Source organism: Micromonospora sp. NPDC005710, from assembly GCF_040630995.1.
Lineage (GTDB): Bacteria > Actinomycetota > Actinomycetes > Mycobacteriales > Micromonosporaceae > Micromonospora.
The window spans coordinates 133,987-159,301 of sequence record NZ_JBEXYP010000008.1 but is presented as its reverse complement, the minus strand read 5'-3'; the positions used below and the strand labels follow the sequence as shown (position 1 = coordinate 159,301).

At 70.1% G+C, this 25,315-nt stretch carries 25 protein-coding genes; 11 read left to right on the top strand and 14 right to left on the bottom strand.

Annotated features, from left to right (window positions below):
* The first annotated feature begins 202 nt into the window (after positions 1 to 202).
* Positions 203 to 1,225 carry an LD-carboxypeptidase gene (locus ABZ406_RS13585; protein ID WP_357760150.1) on the top strand — a complete coding sequence of 341 codons (1,023 nt, stop codon included), beginning with the start codon at positions 203 to 205 and terminating at the stop codon, positions 1,223 to 1,225.
* Here ABZ406_RS13585 and ABZ406_RS13580 read toward each other — a convergent pair.
* From ABZ406_RS13580 to ABZ406_RS13570, 3 genes are all read right to left on the bottom strand, one after another.
* A complete protein-coding gene (locus ABZ406_RS13580; protein WP_357760147.1) occupies positions 1,222 to 1,797 on the bottom strand; it encodes a GNAT family protein in 576 nt (191 codons plus the stop codon). The genes ABZ406_RS13585 and ABZ406_RS13580 overlap by 4 nt on opposite strands.
* An 863-nt stretch (positions 1,798 to 2,660) precedes the next feature.
* On the bottom strand, positions 2,661 to 3,833 hold the full coding sequence (locus tag ABZ406_RS13575; RefSeq protein WP_357760144.1) for a zinc-dependent alcohol dehydrogenase: 1,173 nt from the start codon (positions 3,831 to 3,833) through the stop codon (positions 2,661 to 2,663).
* Positions 3,834 to 3,862: 29 nt separating this feature from the next.
* Entirely contained in the window at positions 3,863 to 4,813 is a 951-nt protein-coding gene (locus ABZ406_RS13570) for an SRPBCC family protein (protein WP_357760141.1), read from the bottom strand.
* Between the two features lie 229 nt (positions 4,814 to 5,042).
* On the opposite strand from ABZ406_RS13570, the gene ABZ406_RS13565 reads away from it, so the two are divergent.
* The 4 genes from ABZ406_RS13565 to ABZ406_RS13550 all read left to right on the top strand — a co-directional run bounded on the left by ABZ406_RS13565 (position 5,043) and on the right by ABZ406_RS13550 (position 9,542).
* Positions 5,043 to 5,264, top strand: a complete 222-nt coding sequence (locus tag ABZ406_RS13565) for a hypothetical protein (protein WP_357760138.1) — start codon at positions 5,043 to 5,045, stop codon at positions 5,262 to 5,264.
* A gap of 79 nt (positions 5,265 to 5,343) precedes the next feature.
* Positions 5,344 to 5,706, top strand: coding sequence for an SCP2 sterol-binding domain-containing protein (locus ABZ406_RS13560; RefSeq protein ID WP_357760135.1), 363 nt, complete (start codon positions 5,344 to 5,346; stop codon positions 5,704 to 5,706).
* Between the two features lie 12 nt (positions 5,707 to 5,718).
* Positions 5,719 to 7,761, top strand: coding sequence for a glycogen debranching N-terminal domain-containing protein (locus tag ABZ406_RS13555; protein ID WP_357760477.1), 2,043 nt, complete (start codon positions 5,719 to 5,721; stop codon positions 7,759 to 7,761).
* Positions 7,762 to 8,027: 266 nt separating this feature from the next.
* Entirely contained in the window at positions 8,028 to 9,542 is a 1,515-nt protein-coding gene (locus ABZ406_RS13550; protein ID WP_357760133.1) for a DUF1996 domain-containing protein, read from the top strand.
* 83 nt (positions 9,543 to 9,625) lie between these two features.
* Here the strand turns inward: ABZ406_RS13550 and ABZ406_RS13545 are convergent, their stop codons facing one another.
* Complete coding sequence (locus tag ABZ406_RS13545; protein ID WP_357760131.1) at positions 9,626 to 10,123, bottom strand: hypothetical protein; 498 nt, start codon at positions 10,121 to 10,123, stop codon at positions 9,626 to 9,628.
* Between the two features lie 139 nt (positions 10,124 to 10,262).
* Here ABZ406_RS13545 and ABZ406_RS13540 point away from each other — a divergent pair, with 139 nt between their 5' ends.
* Positions 10,263 to 10,976 (top strand): carbonic anhydrase, encoded by a 714-nt coding sequence (locus tag ABZ406_RS13540; protein WP_357760128.1) that lies wholly within the window; start codon positions 10,263 to 10,265, stop codon positions 10,974 to 10,976.
* A 5-nt stretch (positions 10,977 to 10,981) separates the two neighbouring features.
* On the opposite strand, the gene ABZ406_RS13535 is transcribed toward ABZ406_RS13540, so the two are convergent.
* Positions 10,982 to 11,548 (bottom strand): hypothetical protein, encoded by a 567-nt coding sequence (locus tag ABZ406_RS13535; protein WP_357760125.1) that lies wholly within the window; start codon positions 11,546 to 11,548, stop codon positions 10,982 to 10,984.
* A gap of 326 nt (positions 11,549 to 11,874) precedes the next feature.
* Between ABZ406_RS13535 and ABZ406_RS13530 the strand changes: the two genes are divergently transcribed.
* Positions 11,875 to 12,966, top strand: a complete 1,092-nt coding sequence (locus tag ABZ406_RS13530) for a winged helix DNA-binding domain-containing protein (protein WP_357760122.1) — start codon at positions 11,875 to 11,877, stop codon at positions 12,964 to 12,966.
* Between the two features lie 13 nt (positions 12,967 to 12,979).
* Here the strand turns inward: ABZ406_RS13530 and ABZ406_RS13525 are convergent, their stop codons facing one another.
* The 5 genes from ABZ406_RS13525 to ABZ406_RS13505 form a co-directional block, all read right to left on the bottom strand.
* On the bottom strand, positions 12,980 to 13,423 hold the full coding sequence (locus ABZ406_RS13525; RefSeq protein ID WP_357760120.1) for a DUF5990 family protein: 444 nt from the start codon (positions 13,421 to 13,423) through the stop codon (positions 12,980 to 12,982).
* Between the two features lie 252 nt (positions 13,424 to 13,675).
* On the bottom strand, positions 13,676 to 14,128 hold the full coding sequence (locus ABZ406_RS13520) for a hypothetical protein (protein ID WP_357760117.1): 453 nt from the start codon (positions 14,126 to 14,128) through the stop codon (positions 13,676 to 13,678).
* A gap of 152 nt (positions 14,129 to 14,280) precedes the next feature.
* On the bottom strand, positions 14,281 to 14,874 hold the full coding sequence (locus tag ABZ406_RS13515; RefSeq protein WP_357760114.1) for a TMEM175 family protein: 594 nt from the start codon (positions 14,872 to 14,874) through the stop codon (positions 14,281 to 14,283).
* A 102-nt stretch (positions 14,875 to 14,976) separates the two neighbouring features.
* The gene (locus tag ABZ406_RS13510; protein WP_357760111.1) at positions 14,977 to 15,288 is read right to left on the bottom strand and encodes an MBL fold metallo-hydrolase; all 312 of its coding nucleotides are present in this window, start codon (positions 15,286 to 15,288) and stop codon (positions 14,977 to 14,979) included.
* A gap of 110 nt (positions 15,289 to 15,398) precedes the next feature.
* Entirely contained in the window at positions 15,399 to 15,869 is a 471-nt protein-coding gene (locus ABZ406_RS13505) for a hypothetical protein (protein ID WP_357760108.1), read from the bottom strand.
* Positions 15,870 to 16,060: 191 nt separating this feature from the next.
* On the opposite strand from ABZ406_RS13505, the gene ABZ406_RS13500 reads away from it, so the two are divergent.
* Together ABZ406_RS13500 and rph are read left to right on the top strand one after the other, a co-directional pair.
* Positions 16,061 to 16,762, top strand: a complete 702-nt coding sequence (locus tag ABZ406_RS13500; RefSeq protein ID WP_357760106.1) for a DUF4396 domain-containing protein — start codon at positions 16,061 to 16,063, stop codon at positions 16,760 to 16,762.
* Positions 16,763 to 16,932: 170 nt separating this feature from the next.
* Positions 16,933 to 19,545, top strand: coding sequence for a rifamycin-inactivating phosphotransferase (gene rph / locus ABZ406_RS13495; RefSeq protein ID WP_357760103.1), 2,613 nt, complete (start codon positions 16,933 to 16,935; stop codon positions 19,543 to 19,545).
* A gap of 163 nt (positions 19,546 to 19,708) precedes the next feature.
* On the opposite strand, the gene ABZ406_RS13490 is transcribed toward rph, so the two are convergent.
* On the bottom strand, positions 19,709 to 20,176 hold the full coding sequence (locus ABZ406_RS13490) for a DUF3592 domain-containing protein (protein ID WP_357760100.1): 468 nt from the start codon (positions 20,174 to 20,176) through the stop codon (positions 19,709 to 19,711).
* Positions 20,177 to 20,301: 125 nt separating this feature from the next.
* Here ABZ406_RS13490 and ABZ406_RS13485 point away from each other — a divergent pair, with 125 nt between their 5' ends.
* A complete protein-coding gene (locus ABZ406_RS13485) occupies positions 20,302 to 21,186 on the top strand; it encodes a S41 family peptidase (RefSeq protein WP_357760097.1) in 885 nt (294 codons plus the stop codon).
* A gap of 118 nt (positions 21,187 to 21,304) precedes the next feature.
* Here the strand turns inward: ABZ406_RS13485 and ABZ406_RS13480 are convergent, their stop codons facing one another.
* A complete protein-coding gene (locus ABZ406_RS13480; protein ID WP_357760094.1) occupies positions 21,305 to 22,312 on the bottom strand; it encodes a hypothetical protein in 1,008 nt (335 codons plus the stop codon).
* Positions 22,313 to 22,499: 187 nt separating this feature from the next.
* Positions 22,500 to 22,832 (bottom strand): hypothetical protein, encoded by a 333-nt coding sequence (locus ABZ406_RS13475; protein WP_357760093.1) that lies wholly within the window; start codon positions 22,830 to 22,832, stop codon positions 22,500 to 22,502.
* Positions 22,833 to 22,977: 145 nt separating this feature from the next.
* On the opposite strand from ABZ406_RS13475, the gene ABZ406_RS13470 reads away from it, so the two are divergent.
* Positions 22,978 to 24,054 (top strand): glycoside hydrolase family 43 protein, encoded by a 1,077-nt coding sequence (locus ABZ406_RS13470; RefSeq protein WP_357760090.1) that lies wholly within the window; start codon positions 22,978 to 22,980, stop codon positions 24,052 to 24,054.
* On the opposite strand, the gene ABZ406_RS13465 is transcribed toward ABZ406_RS13470, so the two are convergent.
* On the bottom strand, positions 24,038 to 25,273 hold the full coding sequence (locus tag ABZ406_RS13465; RefSeq protein WP_357760087.1) for a DUF418 domain-containing protein: 1,236 nt from the start codon (positions 25,271 to 25,273) through the stop codon (positions 24,038 to 24,040). The genes ABZ406_RS13470 and ABZ406_RS13465 overlap by 17 nt on opposite strands.
* Between the last annotated feature and the right edge of the window lie 42 nt (positions 25,274 to 25,315).

Genomic DNA, 25,315 nt, shown 5'->3' with positions numbered 1-25,315 from the left:
CGCGCGAACCAGGCGCGTGCGTCGAATCGGCGCACCGGGCGAAGGCCGGCGTCCTTTGTGGACCCCGCGAGGCATAGATGACTGTCGTAGGCTGTGGCGGTTCGCAATCGTCTGATCACGACGGGGGACGCCGGTGGTCGCTTCTGGAACAGACCCAGCCATGATCCAGGGGCCCGCGCGGGCGCCTCTGTCTCGTCGGCACATGCTGCGGATGGGAGCCGCCGCGGCAGGTGGCGCGGTGCTCGTCGGCTCGGCCGAACCAGCGTCGGCGAGTGCCGCCGCGCCCGACGGTGCGAGGCGCGCCCTGCGGGCGCCGGTGTTGGCACCCGGTGACCGGGTTCGGGTCGTGTCGCCCGGCGGCACCCCCAACCCCACGACCATGGCCCGCGGCATCGAGATCCTGCGGAGCTGGGGCCTACAGGTGGAGCTGGGTGAGCACGTCTTCGCCACGTACGGCTACCTGGCCGGCACCGACGCTCAGCGGCTGGCCGACCTGAACGCCGCGCTCACCGACCCCGGGGTCCGTGCCGTCTTCGCCGCCCGGGGCGGCTACGGCACCCAGCGGATCGTCGACCAGATCGACGTCTCCCGACTGCGCCGGGATCCTCGGGTGGTCGTCGGCTTCAGCGACATCACGAGCATCCAGGGCAAGCTGTGGCGCGAGGCCGGTCTGGTCACCTTCTACGGCCCCATGGTCAACTGGAACGACGCCCGCACCGGCCCGGAGTCGGCCGAGGCGCTGCGCAGGGCGGTGATGACCACCGACCCCATCACGATAACCAGGGATCCGGCCGAGACGGCAGCCCCCGTCCTGGTGCCCGGGCGGGCATCCGGCCCCCTGCTCGGCGGCTGCCTGACGTTGATCTCCACCTCGCTGGGCGCGGGGGACGCGCCCAGGTTCGACGACGCGATCCTGTTCTTCGAGGACGTGGACGAGGCTCCGTACAGCATCGACCGGATGCTCACCGAGCTGCGCCGGGTGGGTGTGCTGGCCAGGATCGCCGGGGTGGCCATCGGTCAGATCACCAACAGCGTCGGCGACCCGGGTGAGTGGGACGCGGCGTCGGTGCTCAAGGACCGCCTGTACGACCTCGGTGTGCCGGTCCTGGGTGGGTTGCGGCTGGGGCACGGCAACGGGCAGCTCACCGTCCCGCTCGGCGCGAGGGCCACCATCGACGCCGAGGCGGGGACGTTGACCGTGGAGCCCGGAGTCCGCCCGCGCTAGCCGGTCGTCGTCGACTCCCAGGGAGAAGGGTCGTCGCGCAGGCGGCTGTAGAGGTGGGCGTCGCGCCACCGACCGGCGCGGAACTCGCTGGCCCGGATGATCCCCTCCAACTGGAAGCCGGCCTTCTCCAGCGCCCGTTGCTCGGCGACGTTCTCTGGGTGGGTGCCGGCCTGGATGCGTTGCGCCGGGCTGTGGTCGAACAGGTAGTCGCAGAGCAACGCCTGGGCACGCCACCCGATGCCCCGCCCACGCCACGGCGGCAGCAGGACGATGCCGATCTCCCAGTACGACGCCCGTCCGGCGTAGCGCCCGGCGCGGTAGCTGACCAGGCCGGCGGCGGCCTGCTCCGGTTCGACCTCGACGACGAGCCGCCCGTCGTCCTCGCCGAGGTAGCCGTCCACAGCGAACCTCCGCGCCGGCGCCTCGGCGTCCCGGAAGCCGGCCCAGTCCAGACCGATCAGACCCGGCTCGGTGCAGAACCGCCGGAACATGTCCAGGTCGGCCTCGCCGACCGGCCGTAGACGGACAGGGAGATCAGCCGTCCCGCGCCCCGATGTACCGACACCATCCATGGTCGACACGGTATCCAAGACGCCACACCCGCCCCCGACCCCACGTCCACGCGGTAGCCACGACGCGACATCCGCCCCGGCCCGTTGCCCACGTGGTAGCCACGACGCCACACCCGCCCCGGCCCGACGTCCACGCGGTAGGCGCGACGCCACACCCGCCCCGGCCCGAAGTCCGGGCGGTAGGCGCGACGCCGCGACCGCCGCCGGCCCGGAGTGGAAGGTGGACTCCCTTTGGAGCTGAACCGTTTGCGACATCATGGTCGGCCGCCGCGCGTTTGCCACATCCTGGCCGTCGCTCGCATGCGACATCACGACCATCTCCCGCTTGCGAAGAGCACGGCCGTCGCGCCGTGATGCGTTTGCGACATCAGCTCCACAGGCAGCGCGGGCAGCGCCCCCGCTCGCCCCGACCCACCGCACCCCATCCCACCGCACCCCCATCCCAGCGCACTCCGACCGACCGCACTCCAGCCCAACTCAGCCCGACCCACCCCCCACCCCAGCCCAACGCACTCCGACCCATCGCACTCCAGCCCAACTCAGCCCGACCCACCCCACCCCACCCCAGCCAGCGCACCCCAGCGCACCCCAACGCAGCCAGCCCAACGCACCCCGATCCACCTCCCCCGTCGATCATGGACTTGTGGTGGGTAACAAAGCATTCCCGACGGGGCCAAACCGGGCACCATAACTCCATGATCGACGCGATTGGGTCGCGATCTTGCATGTGGTGTCCCGACATAGGGCGCATCTGACGCTTTTCCGCGACCGAAACTGCAAGATCGACGCGGGCGGGGCGTTTATCGGAGTGACGGACCGGGCGGGGTAGGGCGGGGCAGGGCGGGGCAGGGCGGGGCGTGCGGTCAGACCTTGAGCAGCACCTTCGTACAGTCGTCCTGCTTCTTCTGGAAGATCTTGTAGCCCTTCGGGGCGTCGCGCAGTGGCATCCGGTGGCTGACGATGAAGCTCGGGTCGATCTCGCCGCGCTGGATGCGCTCCAACAGCGGTCGGGTGTAGCGCTGGACGTGACACTGACCGGTACGCATGACGAGGGAGCGGTTCATGAACGCGCCCATCGGGAACTTGTCGACGAAGCCGCCGTACGCGCCGACGACCGACACCACCCCGCCGCTGCGGCAGGCCAGGATCGCCTGCCGCAGCGCGAACGGTCGTTCCGTCTCGACCCGCGCGGCCTGCTTGGCCCGGTCGTACGCGTACATGGCGGCGTTGCCGTGGTGGCCTTCAAGCCCCACCGCGTCGATGCACGCGTCGGGGCCCCTGCCGGCGGTCATCTCGTTGAGGGTGTCCAGCACGTCGGCTTCCTCGTAGTTGATCGTCTCGGCGTCGATGTGCTCCTCAGCGAGCCGCAGCCGGTACGGGAACCGGTCGATGACGATCACCCGTTCCGCGCCGAGCAGCCGGGCGCTCGCCGCGGCGAGCAGCCCGACCGGCCCGGCGCCCCAGACGGCGATGACCTGCCCGGGTTTGATGTCGCACATCTCGGCGCCCATGTAGCCGGTCGGGAACACGTCGGCGAGCATGACCGCCTGGTCGTCGCTGATCTCGTCGGGCACCTTGACCGGGCCGACGTCGGCGAAGGGCACCCGGGCGTACTCGGCCTGGCCACCGGCGTAGCCGCCGAGCAGGTGGGAGTAGCCGAAGATGCCGGCCGGCGAGTGGCCCATGATCTTCTCGGCGATGCCGGCGTTCGGGTTGGAGTTCTCGCAGACCGAGTAGAGGCCGCGCTGGCAGGACGAGCAGTGCCCGCAGGCGATCGGGAACGGCACCACCACCCGGTCACCGGGGGCGAGGTTGCGGACCTGCGGGCCGACCTCCACCACCTCGCCCATGAACTCGTGGCCGAGGATGTCGCCCCTGCGCATAGCGGGGATGTAACCGTGGTAGAGGTGCAGGTCGGAGCCGCAGATCGCTGTGGTGCTGATCCGGACGATCGCGTCCCGGGCGTTCATGATCTTCGGGTCAGGTACGTCGATGACCTTGACGCTGCCGGCGCCCATCCAGGCGGTTGCCTTCATTCTCGGTCCCTTTCGGAGAGTTCGGGCGGTCAGCGGCGGGACGCCGGTAGCGGCTGGGCGGGTCGCTGCATGGCCTGTTGGCGTACGGAGATGCCGTTGGGGCTGCCCTCGGAGCGGACGACCTCCCCCGTCTCCAGCACCTGCTTGAACCGGCGCAGGTCGTCGCGAACCTGCTGCTCGGGTTCCTCGCCGAAGAGCTTCGCGACCGCGCGGCCGAGCGCTCCGGCCGGCGGCGCGTAGCGCAGTTCCACCCGCACCTCGGTCCCCCGGTCGCCGGGCGCGGGCACGAACCGGACCCGACCGGCGTTGGGCACCCGGGTTCCCGGCAACGAACGCCAGGTGATCGACTTGTTCGGCTGGTCGTCGATGATCTCGGCGTCCCACTCGACGCGGTGCCCGGCGGGGCCTCTGGCGATCCAGTGCGAGCGGCGCAGGTCGTCGGCGCGTACGGACTCCAGGTGCGCCATGAACCGCGGCAGGTTCTCCATGTCCCGCCAGAACCGGTAGGCCTCGGCGGGCGACCGGTTCACCGTCACCGCGATCTGCATCCGGATCACCCGGGCGCGGGCCCGTCGGGCCCGGCTGAGGCGTACGGCGGAGAGCACGTCGACGGCGGTGACGCCGGCGATGGCGAGGGTGGTGAGCGCGACCCGACGGCGGCGTTCGCCGCGGCGGTCGGCGAGGGCCCGTCCGAGCAGGGCGAGGTCCATGGCGTCGCCGGCTACCCGGCTCCAGGCCCAGCCGGCCGGGCGGCGGCCGCTGAGCAGGCCGGCGGCGCTGCCCAGCTCGCGCAGGCCGATGGCCGGAAGCACCGACCGCGCGGCCGGGGCGTCGTCCACCCCGGTCAGTCGCGCGAGGGGTCCGGGCGCGGTGAGAGCGCCGACTCCCAGGGCCAGGCTCAGCAGGCCGAGCGCGCTCGGCAGCGTCGCCGGCACCGGCCCGTCCAGCTCCGGCAGGAGCACCGTGTCGACCTGCCTCATGTCTGTCCCTCCGGTGGGCGTCGTCGCCGGTCCGCCGGCGGGGGGCGGCGGTGGTTCCGCTCCCGTGACGCTATGTCGTACCGGTGCCGGATGCGCCTGGTTCGGGGCAGAACGTCCGGTGCGGTGTGGTGTGGCGTCGTGGACGTCATCCCGGGTGACCGGATTCCGTCCGGCCGGTGGAACCTTCTTGCCGGCCCGTTGGTGGGAGTGGTGGAGAAGGGAGGTGACGGTGTCCGACGGCGATCTGATCTCCGAGCTCTACGCCGGCTGTTTCCGACGCCTGGTCGTCCAGCTGTACGCGGTGACTGGTGACCTGACCGAGGCGGCCCGGCTGCTGGTGAGCCGGGACGACGGGCGGCACTTCACGGTCGCCCGGGAGTACGGCAGGCTCGTCGGTTCGGTGAGCGTCGGGCCTGGGAACGCCTGGATGCGCTTCTCGCTCGCCCCCTGAACAAGGTGGGCCGCACACGTTAGGAGTGGCCTGCACCGGGTAGCCGGCATCCGCTCTGACCAGCGCCCGAGGAGGTGGGATGTCGGCGACAAGCGCCTTCTTCGAGCGGTTGACGGTCGCCGGCCGGGATCCGCGTTTCAGCAAGGTCCGTGGGAGCGTGCGGTTCGACATCCGTGACGGGGGCAGCCTCGAGCAGTGGTTGCTGGACATCGATCACGGCCAGATGCGGGTGACCCGGAGCGGTGGTCCCGCCACCACTGTGATCCACGTGTCCGCGCAGGTGGCGGAGGCGATGGCGCGCGGCCAGGTGAACGGGTTGGCGGCGATCACCAGGGGCGAGATCATGGTCGACGGTGACCTCGCGCTGGCGCTGCGCATCGGGCGGTTGTTCCCGCGGGAGCCCGGTCCGCTGCAGCGCAACGACCCCGACAGTGGGACGTGACCGATGAGGGACATCGCGGGCACCGTGGCGTGCATCGACGGCAACACGTTCATGGTGTCCGACGCCAGTGGCGACGTGGAGTCGTCCCCGAACACCCCGGTCGGCCTCTTCGCCGCCGACACGCGTTTCCTCTCCCGCTGGCGGCTGACCGTCAACGGCGAGTGCATGACCGCACTGTCGGTGGATGACAGCCAGTACTTCGAAATCACGTTCTTCGTGGTGCCGGGCGCGGCGGTGGACTACGTGCAGGCGGACGTGTCGGCCATCCGGCGCCGACGGGTCGGCCCGGATCTCACCGAGTCGTTGACGATCTTCAACTACGGCGAGCAGGACCTGGCGCTCGACGTGCGCCTGGAGGTGGCGGCCGACTTCGCCGACATCTTCGAGATCAAGTTCGATATCGGTGACAAGAAGGGCGCCGTCTACACGCACGTCGGCCCGGACGAGTTGCGCCTGGGCTACCGGCGCGACACGTACCGACGTGAGGTCGTCGTGTCGGCGAGTGAGCCGGCGGAGTTCGACGCCGGTGGTCTCCGGTTCGCGGTGCGGCTGCGCCCCGGGCAGCAGTGGTCGACCCGGTTGCAGGCCACCATGCTGGCGCTGCGTCCGGACGGCGTCGACCTCCGTACCGCCCTGCGCGCCCAACGGCCGGACGAAACCACCCTGCCTGACAGCGTGCGGTCCTGGGTCGCGGCGGCCCCGACGCTGGACACCGAGAACGTCGGTCTCAAGCAGGTCTATCACCGCAGCCTGGTGGACCTGGCTGCGTTGCGCTTCGCCCCGCTCTCGCTCAGCGGCGCGAGCGTCCCCGCCGCCGGTTTGCCCTGGTTCATGACGCTCTTCGGCCGGGACAGCCTGTTGACCTGCCTGCAAACCCTGCCGATCGCCCCGTCGCTGACCCCACCGACGCTGCGGATCCTCGCGTCGTTGCAGGGGGCCCGCACCGACGACGTGTTGGAGGAGGACCCGGGCCGGATCCTGCACGAGCTGCGGTACGGGGAGTCGGCAGCGTTCGAGGAGCAACCGCACTCCCCCTACTACGGCACTGTGGACGCCTCGCCGCTGTTCGTGGTGCTTCTCGACGAGTACGAGCGGTGGAGCGGCGACACCGCGCTGGTGAGGGAGTTGGAGCAGGAGGCCCGGGCGGCGTTGGCCTGGATCGACAGCTACGCGGACCTGACCTCCACCGGCTACGTCTGGTACCAACGGCGCAACCGTGCCACCGGCCTGGACAACCAGTGCTGGAAGGACTCCTGGGACAGCATCTCCTACGCCGACGGCCGGCTGCCGGGCTTCCCGAGGGCCACCTGCGAAACCCAGGGGTACGCCTACGACGCCAAGATCCGCGGGGCCCGGCTGGCCCGTACCGTCTGGGGTGATCCTGCCTTCGCCGACCGGCTGGAGAGCGAGGCGGCGGCCCTGTACGAGCGGTTCAACAGGGACTTCTGGATGGAGGACAGGGGCTTCTACGCTCTCGCGCTCGACCACGACGGCACTCCCGTGGACAGCCTGTCATCGAACATCGGGCACCTGTTGTGGAGCGGCATCGTGCCACCGGAGCGGGCGCCCCGGGTGGTCGAGCACCTGATGGGTCCGGCGTTGTTCTCGGGTTGGGGGGTGCGGACGTTCGCCGAGGGGCAGCGCCGCTACAACCCGCTCGGCTACCACAACGGCACGGTCTGGCCGTTCGACAACTCGTTCATCGCGTGGGGTCTGCGCCGTTACGGGTTCAGCGCCGAGGCGGCCCGAATCGCCGAGGGCATCCTGTCCGCCGCCACCTACTTCGAGGGCCGGCTGCCCGAGGCGTTCGGCGGGTTCGACCGCGACACCACGCGTTTTCCGATCCGCTACCCGACCGCCGGTAGCCCGCAGGCGTGGTCCAGCGGAGCCTGCATGCTGCTGATCCGCACCATGCTCGGTATCAACCCGCACGACGATCACCTGGCAGTGGACCCGGCGTTGCCGGACACCTTCGGTCAGATCGCGCTGCTGGACATCCCCGGCCGTTGGGGCAAGCGCGACGCGTTCGGCCGGCGGCGCCCCGACCAGCTCTGACGAAGCCGCGGTCCGCCGCCTGGGATCCGAGCCACCATTCGTTACCCAAAATTCGTAATCCGCGCCGTCGAGCGGGGCGACTCGACTTAATGGAAACTTAAGGCTGTACGCGCGAAAAACTGTCATCCGGACCGGCCGCGACGGCTGCCAGGGCAGTTGTCGAACGGCCTCCTTAATTCTTTCCCCACAAGTTGATGCAGGCCCCTGACGTGCACATACTCCTTCCGACAGCAGCTTTATCGTCGACTCGAAGGAAACCACTGGTAATGCGGACTCCCCCCGCGCACATCGCACCGCCGGACCGGGCGCGAAAGCGTCGCCGCCTCACGCGCATCACGCTCGCCTCCGCGGTCGTCGCCGCACTCGCCGGCAGCGGCATCTACATCGCCGGCGCCCAGGCCGAAGAGGTCGCCGTGCCCGGCCGGGTGCAGGCAGAGGCTTTCGCCGCGCAGTCCGGGGCGCAGACCGAGGGCACCGGCGACGCCGACGGCGGCCGGAACGTCGGCTGGCTGGCCAACGGCGACTGGCTGCGCTACGACGGTGTGTCGGTGACGGGCGCCGATCTGTCGGCCCGGGTCGCCTCGCTCAACGCCGATGGCGGCAGTGTCGAGTTGCGCCTCGGCGCGCCGGACGGTCAACTGCTGGCCAGCTTCCCGATCGCGCGGACCGGTGGCTGGCAGAAGTGGACGACGGTCACCGCGAAGGCGTCCGGCGTTCCGGCCGGCGCGCAGACCGTCTTCGCCGTCATGAAGAGCACGTCGGCGTCGGACTTCGTGAACCTGAACTGGTTCACGTTCGGCCCCGCGGCGGGCACGTCGCCGAGCGCGTCGGCCACGGCGAGTGCGTCGTCGACGCCGAGCGCGTCGGCCACGCCGACGTCGAAGCCGTCGGCTTCCTCGTCGACGTCCGTCCCCCCGGGCTCGCCGACCGGTGCCTGGGTGCCGGTCGACGAGGCCAAGTGGAACAGGGAACTGGCTGCCTTCAACGCCATCAAGCCGAAGGCGGTCCCGGCGGGGACCACCCGCGTTCCCGAGTTCCACACCGATTGCGGCGTCTCGAACTCGGCCCCGGACGACCCGATCGTCCTGCCTGGTCTCTCCGGCGCCTCGCACATGCACACGTTCTTCGGCCCGAAGATCGACGCCTTCACCACGACGGACAAGTTGTTCGCCGCGGCGAACACCTGCAACGCCCCCGGGGACAAGAGCGCCTACTGGACCCCGGAGCTGCGCAAGGATGGCAAGGCGGTGCCGATCAAGAGCATGCGCATCTACTACGGCTCGCGGGTCAAGGACCCGTCGACCGTCAAGCCCTTCCCGCCGGGCCTGAGGGTGGTCGAGGGCGACGCCAAGCGGCAGGTGGACACTCCGAAGAACGCCGGTAGCAACCAGTTCTGGTGCGCGGGCAGCGCCGAGATCGGCCGCAGCGCCGACGGCAACTGGCCGAAGTGCGCCCCGGGCGGCAACCTGATCTTCCAGCTCGTGTTCAAGGACTGCTGGGACGGCAAGAACATCGACTCGCCCGATCACAAGTCACACATGGGCGACCCGGTGAACGGCGTCTGCACCGGCAAGTACCCGGTGGCCGTGCCGGATCTCTCCTTCATGGTCAACTATGAGTCGCTGGGCGGTGACGGCCTCAGCCTCTCCTCCGGCAAGCCGTCCTCGATGCACGGTGACTTCATGAACGCCTGGGAGCCGGACCGTCTCGGCGACCTGGTCAAGTCCTGCCTCAACCAGAACGCCAAGTGCGGCATCGACACGACCTTCGCCGGCGGCTGACCCGCCTCCGTTAGCGACTGACGGCCCCCACGCTGAGCGTGGGGGCCGTCAGTCGGTTCACCCGACCTGTTCGGGCCGCGATGTCAGAGAACCATGCTGACCCCGTGGGCCTTGCACGCGGTACTGATGTCCTTGCCGGCCTTCTCGAAGGCCGGGTTCTCGGCGGCGGTCGCCGGGTCCGGCGCGGCTGCGGCCTTGGCCGCCTCGGCGCTGAACGTCCGCAGGGCCTCGGCCAGCTTGCTGTCACCGGTCGAGGCGACGGCGGTCACCTTCTCCTCCAGCCCGGTCAGGAGCTTCTTGAAGTCCGCCGCCGACGCGTCGCCGGTCGTGACGACCTTCACCATCTCGGCCCGCATCTCGTCGTTGGCCTTCTTCACGGCCGCACAGAGCTGCTTGTCGGTCGCCGCACCCGCCGAGGCTGGCGAGGCGGCAGCGGAGGTGGCCACCGCGGACGGGGCGGCGGACGTCGGTGCGGGCGTGGTGGGTCCGGCGGTCGTCGCCTTGTCACCGTCGCCACAGGCGGCCAGGGCTGTCGCAACGACGAGGATCGACACGGCGGAGGCAAGACGGAAAGATTTCACGGACGCGGACGATAGTCGATGCCGAGGCGATGATCAACTGTCTTGCACTGTCGCCATCCGCTCACCGAATAGGACTCACCTCTTCGGACGACCGGCTGGTAGGAAGAGGCGAGTTCGCCTCACCCCCAGGGAGATGATCGTGGCACGTTCCCATTTGTCCCGCCGTTCGCTGCTGACCGCCGGTGGCGCCGCCGCCGTGGCGCTCGGCGCGGCCGCGGCCAGCCCGTCCGCCGCCGCCGCCGCGGCGCCGACCGACAACCCGGTCGACTCGCCCACCGAGGCGCTGCACCGGCTCCAGGCCGGCAACCGGCGGTTCACCTCCGGCCACGGCCGGCACCCGCACCAGGGCCTGACCGACCTGCACCGGCTCGCCGCCGGTCAGCACCCGTTCGCCATCACCGTCGGCTGCGCGGACTCCCGGGTGGCCCCCGAGGTGCTGTTTGACCAGGGGCTCGGTGACCTGTTCGATAACCGGGTCGCCGGCAACATCGTCGACGACCTGCTGCTCGGCAGCGTCGAGTTCGCCGTGGAGGAGTTCGGCAGCCTGCTGATCGTCGTCCTCGGCCACGAACGCTGCGGCGCGATCAGCGCCACCATCGATGCCATTCACACCGGCGGTACGGCACCCGGGCACATCGGCACCATCGTGGACGCCCTCCGTCCGATCGTCGAGCCGGTGCTGAGCCAGCCCGGTGACCCGGTGGAGAACGCCGTCCGGGCCAACATCGCCGCGCAGGTGCAGGCGCTCAGCGCGCGCAGCACGATCATCGCCGACAAGGTGCACGAGGGCGCGCTGCGCGTCGTGGGCGCCCGTTACGACCTGGACAACGGGCGGGTCTCGCTGGTGGCCTGAGGCCGTCACCCGATCCTGGGCCACACCGTCGGTGGCGCTGGACGGTCGTCGAACGACGCCGTCCAGCGCCGCTGGTCGGCTCGCGGCACACGGGTACGGCGGTAGTAGGACCAGCCGGCCAGCGGCAACGCGACAGCCCAGGCCAGCAGGAGCGGGAGCCCGATCAGAACGCCGGTCGGAGTGAAGATGTCCTCCGCGGTGGGCTCCGCCAGGTCGGCGGCGAACTGCCAGGGCAGGGTCGCCGAGTAGCCGATCATCAGGGTGGATCCCAGCACCGTCGGCGTCAGCGGCACCCACGGCGGCACCCGGCGTCCGCGCAGCCACGGCACCCACCGGGGGAAGACGGTTCCCCAGTCACTGATGAGCCCCAGCGCCAAGACGCCGCCGAGCCCGGCGAGGATGCACAGCAGACCCAGGTAGAACGCGCCGGCCGGCAGGCCCAGGAGACCGTCCACGGGGTGTTCCCCCACCCCGGGCCCGCGACCGTGGTACCACTCGCGGAACGGACCGGGATGGGCGAACACCGGGATGCCGAGGATCCATGGCACGTGCAGCGGGATGAACCCCAGCACGGGGGCGATCCATGCCACCTGACCGGCTCGGCGCGCCCAGGACGGCGGTGGCGGGGTGGGCATTGTCGGTAGACGTGGTGCTCCATGCACGGCGTCGTCTTCCTCTCGTCCGTGGGCGATGGCCCGTCTGAGATCACCGTGGCCGAACAGCGGGACCAGCGGATCGCCGCGCGGAGGGAATCCTGTCCCCCGGACCGGGGATGATGATCGTCGCGGTGCGCCTGGCGGCTCGGTGTGTGGCGGCTGCGGCGGTTCCGGTACGCGTCCGCCCGATGTGCGCTGCGCGCGCGGACCCCGCCGGCGCGCAGCCCCACTAGGGTGCAGACATGGTCGATCGGCACCAGGTGATGCGCTTCCGGGTCCACGCCCAGCAGCTGGGCCGGGCCGAGGGCACGCTCGCCGACACCGCCGTCCTGGACATCGGCGTGCAGAACACCGGGCCGGACGGCGCGCGGTGGGCCCTCGCGGTGCGCGGGGTCGACGTGGCGGCGGTTTCCGACTCGGAGCTGGTCCTCCTGTGGACCGTACGAGGTGCACCGCACCTCTACCGTCGGGCCGACGTTGCGGCTGTCGCGGCCGCCGTCGAACCCTTCTCCGAGGCCGACGCCGGTAAGCGCATCTACGATGCCGTGAAGCCGTTGAAGGCAGCCGGCATCGACACCGTCGCGGCCCTGGACGAGATCGCCGCCCGGATGCGGGCCATCGTCAGCACGCCGACGGTGAAGGGTGACGTCTCGGGCCGCCTGGCCACCGTGCTCACCGAGCCGTACCTGCGGTTCTGCCGCCCGTGCGACGCCACGCACCTCTACGAGATGCCGTTCCGGCTCGCCGCCGTGCGGGCCGGGCTGGAGTTGCAGCTCGACACCTCACCTCCGGTCCTGCGGCGCATCACCGGGTTTCGGAAGGCGCCCGTCGCCGGCGACCGCTTCGACCTCATCCGCGCGTACCTTCGCCTGCTCGGCCCGGCCACCCCGAAACAGGTGGCGGATTATCTCGACGCCCCGGTGAAGGACGTGAAGGCGCACTGGCCCGAGGATGTGATCGAGGTGACTGTCGACAGCGAGGTGCGTTTCCTGCTGGCCGCCGACGAGGACGCGCTGGAGTCGGCCGACGGCCGGGGCACCCGTCTGCTCGGCCCGTTCGACCTGTTCCTCCAGGCCAAGGACCGGCCCACACTGGTGCCCGACGCCGCCCGCGCCAAGGAGCTGTTGCCGGTGCTGGGTCGCCCCGGCGGCGTCCTGGTCGACGGTGAACTGGTCGGCACCTGGCGCCCCCGCAAGTCTGGCAGGACGTTCACCGTCACCGTCCAACCGTGGCAGCGGTTGTCGGCGGCCACGCGTAAGGCGGTCACCGCGCAGGCCGAGCACCTCGCCGCGTACCGGTCCGTCTCCCTCAGCGGCGTCGACTTCGGCGGCTAACCGGCGACGACGCTCACTGCACCGTCCAGACGATGGCGGGCGGGTGCACCCGAGCGCAGATTGGATCACCGGCGGCGTCGGTCAACCCGAGCCGGCCGACGAGCGTCCCGTTATCGTCGTGAGCGGCGCGCAGCAGCTCGGTTGGCACGTCGGTGAACATCAACTTCGCTCGTCGGAACATGGCGAAGCCGTCCTGGGTCACCGCGCCCCAGCTCAGGTACAGAAACCGCGCCCCGGGGCGGCCGTGCACCCAGGGGCCGCCGACGTCGAGCATTCCGTCGACCTCGCGGCTGGACACCTCGAAGGACCAGGTGGCCGTTGCCGCGTCGGCCGGCACCTGATCGACCACCTCGGCCTTGCGCTGGACCCCGACGTGCACGTTGCCCAGTCGCAGCGCGTCGGCTTCGGCGCCCGCACGCTGACCTGGCAGATCGCTGCCGTCGATCCGGATCCGCATCCCACCGACTCTAGTTGCCCGGCGGTGGTGTCGTCCTCGCCGAGGACGGGCAGGTCGCCTGCCTCGACGCCCCCTGCCGGGTCACGAACTCGTCATACGCTGGCTGATCGTCGTCGACGTCGTCGATGGCGAGTGCCCGGTTGGGACGCCCGGTCGGAAGCGGCCTTGCACCGCGCCACCGGTGCAAGGCCCTCACGCTGGCGGCGGGAGCCGCATCCGATCCCCGACGTCAGCTCACGTCCGGACCGGAGGTCAGGGCACCTCTGGCGCGAAAGGAGATGCCAGAACGGCCGTCTGCACCGTCAGGATCAGATTCCCGGCGCTGTCGTAGGCGTTGATACGAGCAACAGCGCGTTCGCGAGGGGTGATGCATTCCGCGCCGGCGCAGTTGTGGGCGCCTTTGATCGCGCCGGTCTGGCAGGGGACGGCGACCCCGGTTCGACTCAGCACGCCGTACGCGTTGAGGAGGTCGACGCGGATCGTCGCGCAGTTGGCGGGAAACGCCGTGACGTTCGCGTTGGTGCGGAAAAGGGAATTGCCCAGGCCGATATAGCTGACGCAGACGTCGCCGTTCCATCCGCCCTGGGTGTACGTCGCACACTCCTTGGGAATCGCGGCCTGGCTCGGAGCAGCGAATCCGGCAAGGACGCCGGCCGTGACGGCAGTGACCGTGGCCGCCGCACCGATGGCTCTACGAATTCTCATTCCATGTCCTCCAACGAATCGAAAATGGGTCGCCAACAGGGCTTCCCGAGGTTACAAAACATCGTTGGACATCACTAGGACCGCAGTTGAACATCCCTCGGCAATAGGCGGTGAATGCATTCGCATCCCACCGACTTTGGTTAACCGGCCGGTTACCCGGCGGTGGTGTCGTTCTCGCCGTACTCGCCGCGAATGGGCAGGTAGTAGGCCGGCAGGAAGGCGGCGATGATGGCGACGCCGGCGATCGGCACGAACGCGCCGACGAGGATGCCGGAGCCGATCCAGACCAGCGCGAGCCTGAAGCGGCGGCCGATGGCCCGAGCGCCGACCGGACCGAGGCTGGCGTCCAGCAGTTTGGCGCGCCGGAGGTGGGCCCACACGATGTTGAAGAGGGCCGCCGCCGTCCACAGCGTGCCGCCGTACACGACGACTGACGCTCGTAGCCCCTGGTCCGCGCGTAATGCGTCGGCGAGCAGGGAGGTGGAGAACGGCAGGAAGGCGATGACCATGAGGAGCAACGTGTTGAGGAACAGGACCCCTCGGTCGACGTGCCGTGCCCGGTCGAACATGACGTGGTGATTCACCCACACCTGCCCGATGAGCAGGAAACTCAGCGTGTACGCCAGGTACGACGGCCACAGTGCACCGAGCCCTCGGACGAGGTTCCCGAAGTCGTGGGGCGGTTGGATCTCCAGCACGAGGAGCGTCACGGCGATCGCGAAGACACCGTCGCTGAAGGCCAGCATGCGGCCCGGACTACGGGTCAGGCGCGAAATTTCCCTGGTGGGAGGCACCCGGCGAATTATGCTCTATGTCAGCTTCCGTTACGGGCAGCGTTGACGGCCGTTCTACGCAGATAGGTCTCGGCCAACTGACGGAGGCGCGTCGCCCGAGTACAGGGTGCCGGTGTGTTCCTCGAACAGGGCGATGCTCCCGGGCGTGTGGCCGGGAAGGTGCAGCACTGTCAGCACCCGCCCGCCGAGGTCGATCCGGTCGCCGTAGTCGAGCAGGCGGTGCAGGGTCACTGGTGCGACGCGGCAGGCGGCGGGGTCGTAGCCGGGGTCGGACAGGACGTCGATCATCAGCTCCGGGACGGCTTCCCCGGCGGCGTCGACGCCCAGCTTCGCGAAGAGTTCCGCACCGTACAGGCTCGCCGGCACGCCGGACGCCAGGACCAGCGCGGCGATGCCGCTTCAACCCAGGCGGGTCAGCGGCACGCCGGTCGACGCACGACTGACGAGCATCGCCGGCATCCGATCCTCCAACGGACTCAGATGATCGCGAAGAGGTGGTCGGCGGGGTCCACGACGGCGGCCAGGACCGCGCCGGGCACGAGGGCCGGGTCGACCGCGCGGATCGTGTCGGCCTCGAAGGTGGCGAACCCCGGCCCGCTGACACGCAGGTGGAGACTCAGCCCGGGGTCCTCCCCACCCAGGTAGTTCGCCATTGCGAGGATCTCCGCGGTCGCGGCGACACCGGCGGCGGACAGTCGACGCGCGTCGCGTCGCGAGCGGCCCACCAGCCGCCAACCGAAGACGCCGAACCCGACGCCGACGACCGTCGACAACACACCACCGGCGAGGAGACCCCAGAAATCCGCGGATGATCGCGGTGGGTCCAGCGTCGCGGCCGCGGCCAGCAGGACCGGGCCGGGTAGGCAGATCGCCAGGAACAGGAGCCGGCTGAGCAGCGCGCCCACCGGTCCGATGCGTGCTTCCGCTTCCCGAGGGGCACTCGTCACCCTCGCACCGTAGTACAGCGGGTCACTCCGCCATCGAAACGAAGGCGGGACGGGGACCCGTCCGCGCCGGCAGCAGGACCGCCCGAACGTCCGGTGCGGACGAGGTCTGCGTGACAGACTGCGAGGTGCCCTCGGCGGTCGACACCGGTCAGCGAGCCCCGCAGAAAGGCCGGCGCGCGGAAGGGGCAGGGATGCCACCAACCTGGCTCGTGGCGCTCTCGTGGGCCTCGCTCGCGGTCGGCGTCGTCAGCTTCGCGGTCATCCTGGCCGACACCTATCTTCGCGGACACCGGCAGCCGGTCCGGGTCATGGAGATCGTCTGGCTGGTGACCGTTCTCTACGTCGGCCCGGCCGCGGTGCGCCTCTACTGGAACTGGGGCAGGCCCGAGGCGTTCTCCCGACGGCGGCAGGAGGATCTGCCGCGCCGGCCGCGCCGGGGCATCGTCGTCACCCACGTGTCCCGCTGCGGCGCCCACTGCGCACTCGGCTTCGTCGTCGCCGAGGTCGCCCTGTACGCCGTGCGATTCGACTCGGCCGAGGACCCGCTGTGGGTCGACTACGCCGGCGACTATCTGATGGCGGTGACGATCGCCGTTCTCTTCCGGTACTTCGCCGGGCCGGGTCGGCGCCTCGAAAAGGTCTGGCACGCGCTGTCGAGTGTCGGCAGGATCGAACTGCTGACCATCACCGCGTTCGAGGTGACGTTGTTCGTGTGGCTGACGGTCGCGCATCGCCTGGTCCTGCCGGAGCCACCCCTGCGACCCGACAGCCCGACGTTCTGGTTCGCCGGCCAGCTCGGGCTGATAGCCGGGTTCATCGCGGCTTGGCCGACCGCCTCCTGGCAGATTGGCCGGGGGTTGAGAGTCGAGCCGCGCCGACTCCCCTACGACTGAGCGGGGTCGGCCGCCCCGACAAACAACAAGCGGCAAGGAGATCACTCTCCCTGCCACTTCTAACGTATACCGCACCTGGGGGCTTGCGGCAAGACCCCGGTCGTGGCGCAGAATCGGCGGCCGGACCTGCACGAACGAGGCAACGGGGGCGCGACGTGGGTGTGTTGTCGATGGATGAGGGCCGTGGCGACCGGTCGCTGGTGGGTCTTCGGGAGGTCGACGAGACGCAGGTGTCGGTGGTGGGCGGCAAGGCCGCGCACCTGGGCGCGCTGTCGCGGATCGACGGCATCCGCGTGCCGGCCGGGTTCTGCGTGACGACGGCCGCCTTCCGGCGGGTCCTGGCGCGGACGCCGTCGATCGACGACCGGCTCGATCACCTGTCGCGGCTGAGCCCGGACGACAGGGAGGCGATTCGTACGCTCAGCGCGCAGATCCGCCGCAGCGTCGAGGAGACCGCGATTCCGGGTGACCTGACCGCCGCGATCACCGCCGCGATCACCGTGTTCGGTGAGCGGGCCGCCTACGCGGTGCGGTCCAGCGCGACGGCGGAGGACACGCCCACGGCGTCCTTCGCCGGGCAGCAGGACACCTACCTGAACGTGGTGGGGCCGGAGGACGTTCTGCGGCAGGTCAGCAGGTGCTGGGCGTCGCTGTTCACCGAGCGGGCCGTCGTCTACCGCCTGCGCAACGGCATCGACCACCGTACGGTTCAGATGGCTGTCGTCGTACAGCTGATGGTTTTTCCGGATGCCTCGGGCATCCTGTTCACCGCGGACCCGGTGACGGGCGACCGGACCGTCGCGACGGTGGACGCCAGCTTCGGTCTCGGTGAGGCTCTGGTGTCCGGCCTGGTGAACCCGGACGTCTTCACGGTGCGCGACGGCGAGGTCGTCGACGGCACTGTCGCCGCCAAGCGGCGCGCCGTCACCGCCGTGCCGGGCGGTGGCACGCGGGAAGTGGAGATCGACAGGCAGCGGCAGGAGCAGCCGGCGTTGACCCAGGCGCAGGTGGTGCGGCTCGTACGGCTCGGGCGACTGATCGAGGCGCACTTCGGCAGCCCGCAGGACATCGAGTGGTGCCTTGTCGACGACGACTTCCAGATCGTGCAGAGCCGGCCGATCACCACGCTCTTCCCCGTACCCGAAGCTGTCGACCAGGCGAAGCACGTCTACCTGTCGGTCGGCCACCAGCAGATGATGACCGACGCCATGCGGCCGCTGGGGCTGTCCATGTGGCAGTTGACGGCAATGGCCCCGATGCTGGAGGCCGGCGGACGGTTGTTCGTCGACGCGACCCGGCTGCTGTCCTCCCCCGCGAGCCGCGCCGGCTTCCTGGAGATGATCGGGAAGTCCGATCCGCTGACGAAGAACGCGCTGGAGACGCTTCTCGACCGGCCGGGCTTCGTCCCGACGACGCTCCCGGGCGGCGGTGGCGGTCCCGCCAGGCTGACGACCGGCGGTGTGTCGATCGAGACCGACCCGGCCATCGTGACCGGGCTGATCGAGCGCAGCGAGGCGTCTGTCGCCGCGCTGCGGCACGATATCGCGGCGATGACCGGCCCGGCGCTGTTCGACTTTCTCCTGGCGGCCTTCGGGGAGCACAAGCGGGTCCTCAGTGACCCGCTGAGCATGCAGGCGATCATGGCGGGCATGGAGGCCACCTGGTGGCTCAACGACCGACTGCTCGAGTGGCTGGGCGACAAGAACGCCGCGGACACGCTCACCCTGTCCGCGCCCGGCAACATCACCTCGGAGATGGGGTTGGCGTTGCTCGACGTCGCCGACGTGATCCGTCCGCATCCGGAGGTGGTGGCGTTCCTGCGGGCTGTCGAGGACGACGGCTTCCTCGACGAGCTGCCGACGACAGCGGGTGGTCCCGAGGCGCGCGACGCCATCGAGGCGTACCTCGACCGGTACGGCATGCGCTGTGTCGGCGAGATCGACATCACCAGGCCACGGTGGAGCGAACGCCCCCGCACGCTGGTGCCCGTGATCCTGGACAACGTCCGGCTCTTCGAGCCGGGCGAGGCCACGCGACGCTTCGCGCAGGGACGTGAGCAGGCGCAGCGGAAGGCGCGCGAGGTGTTGACGCGCCTGCGGGCGCTGCCGGACGGGGAGAACCGGGCCGACGAGACCGAGCGGATGATCGACCGGGTACGGACGTTCGTCGGCTATCGGGAGTACCCGAAGTACGACATCGTCAGCCGCTACTTCGTGTACAAGCGGGCCCTGATGGCGGAGGCGGAGCGGCTGGTGCGAGCCGGCGTGCTCGCCGAGCGGGACGACGTCTTCTACCTGACGTTCCAGGAGTTCCACGAGGTCGTCCGCTCGCAGAAGGTGGACCACGAGGTGCTCCGGCGGCGCCGGGACGCGTTCCGGTGGCACCAGGCGCTCACGCCGCCCCGGGTGTTGACCTCCGACGGTGAGGTCGTCACCGGGGCGTACCGGCACGACGACGTGCCGGCCGGAGCCCTGGCCGGTGTGCCGGTGTCCGCCGGAACCGTCGAAGGACGCGCCCGCGTCATCCTCGACATGGCGCAGGCCGACCTCGAAGCCGGCGACATCCTCGTCACCACGCACACCGACCCGAGCTGGACTCCCCTGTTCGTCGGCATCGCCGGACTGGTGACGGAGGTCGGCGGGTTGATGACACACGGCGCGGTGATCGCGAGGGAGTACGGCCTGCCGGCGGTCGTCAGCGTGCTCGACGCCACCCGGCTGATCCGCGACGGTCAGCGGATCCGCGTCCACGGCAGTGACGGGTACGTCGAGATCCTGCCCTGACCGCCGGCACGTCAGGAGGAACGACATGGCGGTCCGACGTCTGTCCACCGTGGCGGCCACGGCGACCCGGTCACCGAGGCGGCCGGCTACGAGACCGCGCTGAACGAGGCGTACGTCGCTGCCTGGGTCGGCCGCGAGAAACAGAATCGTGAGACGGCTCGAACTACGCGCGGGCGGTCACCTGGCGTCGGCGGCGCCGTTTGAGAAGCTGATGGATGACGCCCCACAGCCCGATGATCGTGAGCACTATCCCGCCGAGCGCGGGCAGAAACTCCGCCCCGTCTCGGGACACCCACAGCCGGCCCTTCTCCGGGGCGTCCGGTGAGTAGAGGACCGTGACGGAGTCACCGTCGCGGTAGAGGGAGCCGCTGCGGGTGACCAGTTCACTGCGGACGACCTGCCGTCCACCGGGTACGTCGTACTGGAACTCGTAGTACGTCCCCTGGCGCTTCGCGCGAAACGGCGTCTCGGTCGAGCTGACCAGCGTGGCGGTGGTGTAGACCTCCCCCGGCCAACCTCGACCATCCCAGACGATGGTGACGCCGATGCCGGTCAGCAGGATTCCGCACATGACTGCCGTCAGTGACGCCCGCATCGCCGAGACACCCGTGGGATTGCGATACTCGGCCATGGCCGAGAATATATCCGTGGCCTGCAAGGGTTTGCCGGGTAGGCACCGGGCATGCTGCCGCGCTCCTGAATGGCTGCGCGGATTTCGCTGGTCATGATGCTGTTTGGAGTCTAGCGTTGCCCGCCGTGCTCTCAATCGAACAGATAATCGGACCGGTCCTGGACCGGATCGGGGCAGGCTATGTCTTCCCCGAGAAGGTCGCTGACATCGACGCCGCGATCCGGCGTCGTCTCGCGGCAGGCGAGTACGACGACCTGGACGGGCCGGCGCTCTGCGAGACGGTCACCGCCCACCTCCAGCAGGTGTGCCCGGACAAGCATCTGCGGCTGCTGTGGTCGGACCAGCCGCAGTCGCTGGATCCAGCGGACGAGGACGGCGGGCGGGCCGCGTTCCTCGCGCTGCTCAGAACGGAGAACCAGGGGGTCCGCCGGGTCGAGCACCTCAACGGCAAGGTCGGGTTCATCGACGTGCGGCGCATCGCGTACGCCGACGAGGGCGCTGCCGCGATCGGCGCTGCCATGCAACTGGTCGCCCTCAGCTCCGCGCTCGTCCTGGACCTACGTGCGTGCTCCGGCGGAACACCGGAGGGAGCCGCGATGTGGTGCAGCTACTTCTTCCGCGACGACCAGGTGCACCTCAATGACTTCTACGAGCGGTCCACCGGTGCCACCCGCCAGTTCTGGACGACAGCGCACCTGCCCGCGCCGCGCTACACCGACCGGCCGGTGTACGTGTTGACCAGCGCGACGACGTTCTCCGGGGGCGAGGACGTGGCGTACACCCTTCAGGCGCACGGGCGGGCCGTCGTCGTCGGGGAGACGACGCGCGGCGGCGCGCATCCGACGGCCCGCCACCCGGTCACCGAACACATCCTCGTGACAGTGCCGACCGCCCGCACCATCAACAGCGTCACCGGTACGAACTGGGAGGGCGTCGGCGTGGTGCCCGACGTTCCCGTCCCGGCCGACCAGGCACTCGACACCGCGCTGACGGCCATCGCCGGCGCATAGGCGCGGCGCTGCGATTCGCGCGGACCGGGGTGCTCGGGTCGACCCGAGCCCCCCCGTTCGCGGATGAGACCGCAGGTGCCGGGTCCCGCCTGGCTGAACGCCGGGCGGGAACACCGCGTCAGGCGGTTGCCATTCCTCGGGTGGCCAGCTCGCTGAGCGATGCGGCGCCCGTGTCGCCGAGCGCCTTCCGAGCCGCGGCGGGTTCGGCCAGCTCGAACGCCTCGACGAGGAGTGTCGGCGAGCCCGACCGGCGGCGGATCCCGTCGATCTCCTGCCGGTCGGGGTTGAACGGCAACGCCGGCCACTGGTCCGCGGTCCTCTGCCAATCGGACGAGATGGCCGCGACCAGGCCGTCGAGCAGGGTCGCGTAATCTTCCGGGCTGATCGCCCGACCCAGCCCGTACCGCTCGCGCAGGGCGAGAATCCCGGGCGGAACCTCTTTCGCGGAGTAGCTGTCGTTGATGCCGAGCCACCAGTGGGCGTAGTAGGTGCCCTGGTAGCCCTGGGCGAGGTAGCGCGACCCGTCGTGGTGCACCTCGATGATGAAGTTGTGCACCTGCGGGAACTGGCAGTCGAGCAGCAGGACGGTAGCGGCGCTGGCGGGCTTGGCGAGTAGCGCCTTCTTGAGCGCGTCGCCGCCACCGGCCCCGTAGGTACCGCCGTGCTTCAGTCGGGTCGGCTTGCCGCCGGCGGCACTCAACTGCTCGCGAATCTGGAACGCCGCCATGCCGCAGTTTGCCCACCTGCGGCTCTCGTCGCGCTTCGCGATCTGCGGGTCGCCGGTCCTGCCCGTACTCCCCACCGCCGCGTTGAGCTTCGCCAGGTCGGCGCCGTCGACGGCCTGGTCACTACGGCGTTGACTGTTGTCGGTGGCACGTGCGGCGTCGCGCCGCGCGTAGCTGGTCGCGGCGGTGACGGCCTCGGCCCACGTAGCAAAGCTCTGACCTGGCTTCAGCGCACTCTCCGACCAGTTGATCAACGCGCCGACCACCTCGTCCCGCAGGTCGGCGGGCAGGAGCGGTGCGATCCTGGTCAGGATGTCGACGCACGCCTTCTCGTCGGTTTCCAGGTTGGGGATCTGACCGTTCGGTGGGTAGGCGTCCTTGTCCTCCGCGATGATCAGCATCCGAACCTCCGGTGTCCTTTGTGTACCGGCTGCCCCCACGGCGAGCCGGCCTCCAGGTTGGACCCTGAGTGAGCGAGGGAACACCCATCGTCGGACTTCCGTCCCGGATCGGGGCGCGCAGCGCGCAGTAGGCGCTACACCTGTCGGAGGTTCGACCGAGGAGAACGTCGATCCCCGGCCCCCGCTTTCAGCGGGCGGCCTTGTCGGAGCGGGATGGCTGGTACCGGAAGGCGCTCAGCAGGGCGGTGACGACAGCGGCCACCAGCAGGATCCTCACCCCGTGGAACACCACCGCGTCACCAGTGGAACCCGGCGGGAAGACGTCCTTGACGAGCAGGCCGACGCCCACTCCCAGCCCCAGGCAGGCATGCATCGCGGCCCGCCGGCGCGCAAGGGGCTGCGGACGGCCGAAGATCCGGGGCGTGGCAGTGCCTCCGCGACTCCTGACGAACAGCACGGTGGCCATGGCCAGGTTGGCAGCGGCGCACACGGCGGCCAGGACCACGTCCACGGGCTCCATGGGCCAGACGCTAGCGCACCCGGGGCCCGCGCCAGCGACCACCAGCTCCGAGGCCGGCTCGCGGAAACGCTGTGGTGTTGCGACACCTGCACTAATCTATGGTTGTCGATGGTGCCGCCAGCCCCGTTCGAGGAGAGGAATCCCGATGGTGAACGTCGGTAGCCGAGCCCTTCCGCGACTCCTCTCCCTGCTGCTGGCCGGCGTGCTCGCGACCGGCCTGTCCCTCGTCGGTGCCGGGCCGGTGGCAGCCGGGCAGACCGGCCTGCGCGCTGCCGACCCGAGCGTGATCCGCGTCGGCGGCAGCTACATCTCCGTCCAGTCGGTCGGCAGCGGGATCGCCGTGCGGCAGGCAGCCTCCCCCGACGCGCTGGCCGCCGCACCCGCGCGGCAGGTCTGGACGGACAGCCGCAACCTCGGTGAGGTCTGGGCCCCGGAGATCGTCACCGACGGGGGGCGCTACTACATCTACTTCTCGGCCGGGCGCGGCAGCGCCCACCGCATGTACGCGATCCACTCGGCGTCGCCCGCCAGCGGCTACACGGCAGAGCGGCAGCTCGCGCTGCCCGACGGCAGGTGGGCCATCGACGGCAGCCTGTTCACCTTCAACGGGCAGCGATGGTTCGTCTGGTCGGGTTGGGCCGGGGACACGAACGTCGAACAGAACATCTACCTCAGCCGGATGAGCGACCCGCTCACCCCGACCGGTGGCCGGTACGTCATCTCCCAACCGCGCGAGAGCTGGGAGCGGGTCGTCGGCAACCCGTACATCAACGAGTCCCCCGAGGCGATCAGAGACCCCAACGGGCAGCTCCACATCGTCTACTCCGCCAACGGCAGCTGGAGCGACAAGTACTGCCTCGCCGACCTGCGGCTGCGCGCCGGCGGCGACCCGACGTACGTGTGGGACTGGTACAAGTCGAACGGCTGCCTGTTCGGCTCCGACCGGGGCACCATGATGGCCGGCTGGGACCCGACAGTGCACGTGAACGGGCCCGGCCACCACAGTTTCGTGCTGCTCAACGGCGACATCGCCACCAGTCCACCCGCCGGACCGAGGTTCCCGCTGATGTACCACGGGGTGCCCAAGGGCACCGCGTACTCCTGGGCGAACCGCTACTGGTACACGGGCACCTTCTGCTGGTGGGGCAACACCACCTACCGCCGCGCCAACGTGCCGGGCCCGACCGCTGACACGGGGTTCAGCATCAAGTTCTTCGAGTGATCCCCCCGCGAGGCCGCCCACCAGCGCCGGTCCCTGCCGTCCCTCCGTTCGTCACCTGCCGTAGCGCCCACTCCGCCGGCCCGTGCCGGTGGTGGCGCAGCCACCACGCGCTCAGCGCGAGCTGCGCCACGTAGATGAGCAGTGCCAGCCCGGTCGTCCCGACCGGCGACACACTGCCGGCCAGGGCAAGCCCGATCCCGCTGAAGATGAGCAGCCCCAGCAGCGACTGCCCCAGGTAGTTGGTGAGTGCGATCCGCCCGGCCGGTGCCAGGGCCGACCGCACGAACCCGAACCGCTGGCCGTGCATCATCCGCAGCAGCGTGGCCACGTACGCGGCCGTCAGCAGCGGCGCGGTCGCGGCGCTCACGCCCACAGCCAGTGGCTCGCCGTTGCCGCCGCCCAGCGCGTAGACCACACCGCCCGCGATCCCCACGGGGAAGCCGATCCACTGGATCCGCCGCAGCACCGGCTCGTGGCCGCTCACGCCGGCGAGGAGCCGCCGTCGGCCGGCAACCAGGCCGAGCAGGAACATCGCGAGCGCCGTCGGCCCCTGGAACGTCGTGGACTGGAGCACCAGGAGGGGCAGCCCGGAGAGGTGGTGGCCGATGACATCGCCCCATCCGCCGAGCATCGCGGCGGTCGCCGTCTCGGCGTTGGCCAGTGCCTCGGCTCGGGTCGGTAGGAACGCGGAGGAGTCCACGAATAGCCCGCTGGCGAGCAGGCTCAGCAGCACGATTCCGTAGAGCACGCCGGCGACGCGCAGCGCCGTCCGGTCGTGGACCCGACGCATCCCGAGCAGGACCAGGCAGACCACCGCGTACGTCATCAGGATGTCGCCGCCGTACAGGAGCACTGTGTGCAGGGCGCCGATGATGAAGAGGCCGGCGATCCGGCGCAGCATCCGCGGCGTGAACGCGGCCCCCGCGCGCTCAGCCGCCTGCATCTGGAGGGTGAAGCTGTACCCGAACAGGAACGAGAAGAGGATGTAGAACTTCATGTCGACGAACACCGCGGACAGGGACCGTGCCGCGTCGTCGAGGACAGACGAGAACGCCGGGTCCGTGACGAGGTTGCCCGGGTAGCCGGAGGCCATGAAGGTGATGTTCACGACGAGGATCCCGAGCAGGGCGAAGCCCCGCAGCGCGTCGATGTCGTGGAGGCGCTGCCCGACGGGTGCCCGGCTCGCCGTGGTGCCGATCGCGCCCGCTGACACGTCCATATGCTTCTTCTTCCGTCCGGCCTCGACGACAACAGTTAATGT